Annotated in this window: 1 protein-coding gene; it reads left to right on the top strand. The window is 43.4% G+C overall.

Annotated features, from left to right (window positions below; all coding sequences use genetic code 11):
• Positions 1 to 66: 66 nt before the first annotated feature.
• The coding region (locus H8S17_RS15890) for a VirB4-like conjugal transfer ATPase, CD1110 family (RefSeq protein ID WP_186867878.1) at positions 67 to 2,159 on the top strand (2,093 nt) is incomplete at its 3' end.

A 2,159-nucleotide genomic window follows, 5' to 3' on the forward strand; every position in this document is an offset into this window, starting at 1 on the left:
ACCGGTCAGAGAACTTATACAAGCAGTTGGAAGAAAAAGAAAAATTACGAAGGGAGGTTCGTTATCTTGAAGAAAAAGCAAAAGGCAGAACCGGAAAGCCGCAGAAAAAGCAGTTATAAAGGCAATAGCAGGAACAACAGTAAAAGTGGCGGTCTTACCTTTTCAGAAAAGAAGCGTCTTATACAGTTAAAGCATATTTTATCGGGAAAGAGCATTGAGAAAGAAAAGCCGACTACCGCACAAAGGACGATCACTTTTGAAAAGATGTTCCGTGACGGTATCTGTCAGGTCAGCCACCGTTATTATACAAAGATGGTGGAATTTTTTGATATAAACTATGAGCTTCTGGAAGTGGATGACCAGGCGGACATACTGGCACAGTACAGCAAGCTTATCAATTATTTTGATCCGTCTGTGAGGTTTGAACTGGTGCTTTTCAACAGGTATGTCAACGAGCAGATGCTTACAGAACAGTTTGACATACCGTGGCAGGAGGATGATTTTAACGACATCCGTGAGGAATACACGGAGATGTTAAAGAAGCAGGCGGCAAAGGGCAACAACGGTATCATCAAATCAAAATATCTGATTTTTGGTTTAGAAAGCAACGGCTACAAGGAAGCCAAGAGCCGCCTTAACAACATTGAAAAAGATGTCATACGGAACTTAAACAACATAGGAACCCTTGCGAGGGGACTGGACGGAAAGGAAAGACTGCGCATCCTGCATGAATATTTTAATCAGGATACGATGGAGCCTTTCCGTTTTTCATTTAAGGATTTGGCAGAATCCGGTAAGTCGGTCAAGGACTATATTGCACCGCCGGGATTTGATTTCCGCTATCCGAACCGCTTTAAGTCGGGGAATATGTATGGCTGTGTGTCCTATCTGGATATTATCGCACCGAAGTTTACGGACGAGCTGATCAAGCATCTTCTGGATATTGATGCTAATCTTACGATTTCCATGCACATGCAGACGGAAGATCCGGTAAAGGCAATCAAGAAGTTAAAAGCGGTTATTTCCAATATCCAGAAAATGAAGATTGAGGAGCAGAAAAAGGCAGTCCGAAGCGGCTATGATATGGATATTCTTCCAACAGACATCGTGACTTATGAAAAGGACACGCTGGAATTTCTCGATGATTTGAATACGAGCAACCAGAAGATGATCAACATGACATTCCTTATTACCTGTTATGGCAGAACCAAGCGGGAACTGGAGAGTTTAATACAGAGGGTGTCCGGTATTATTCAGCAGGCAAACTGTGACCTCAGATGTTTACAGTATTTACAGGAGCAGGGCCTTATGGCATCTGCACCGATTGGGTGCAATGAATCCGGAATTGAGCGTACCCTTTCCACAAAAAGCACCGCAATCTTAGTACCATTCTGCACACAGGAATTGTTTATGCCTGCACCGGCAATCTATTACGGATTAAATGCACTCAGCAACAACATGATTATGGCAGACCGCAAAAGGCTCCGTACACCAAACGGAGTTATCTTAGGTACTCCCGGAAGTGGTAAGAGTTTTAGTGCAAAGCGTGAGATTTTAAGCTGTTTTCTTATCACAAAGGACGATATTATCATCTGCGATCCGGAGGGAGAGTATTTTGCTCTTGTGGCAGCACTACATGGACAGGTGGTAAAACTTGCCACTAATTCCAAAGATTATCTGAACCCGATGGATATTCAGTTAAGCCATAAAGGGGATAAGGAGGCGCTAAAGCTGAAATCCGATTTTATCATAACATTGTGTGACCTGATTGCAGGAGGCAAGGACGGATTGCAGAATGATGAAAAAGGTATCATCGACGAGTGTATCCGTCATATTTACGATAAGTATTTTGAAAATCCGGTGCCGGAAAATATGCCGCTGCTGGAAGATTTATATGATGCCCTGTTAGCACACAAAAATCCAAAGGCGGAGCGTATTGCAAACAGCCTTGTGCTGTATGTGCATGGTTCCCAGAATTACTTCAACCACCATACCAACGTAGACAGCGGCAATCGTATCATGTGCTTTGACATCAGAGACTTGGGAAACCAGTTGAAAGAGCTGGGTATGTTAATCGTGCAGGATGCGGTTTGGAACAGGGTATCGCAGAACAGGGAGCGAAAGATTGCTACCCGTTATTACTGTGATGAGTTCCACCT

Origin of the sequence: Roseburia zhanii, from assembly GCF_014287635.1 — a bacterium.
Taxonomy (GTDB): Bacteria; Bacillota; Clostridia; order Lachnospirales; family Lachnospiraceae; genus Roseburia_B; species Roseburia_B zhanii.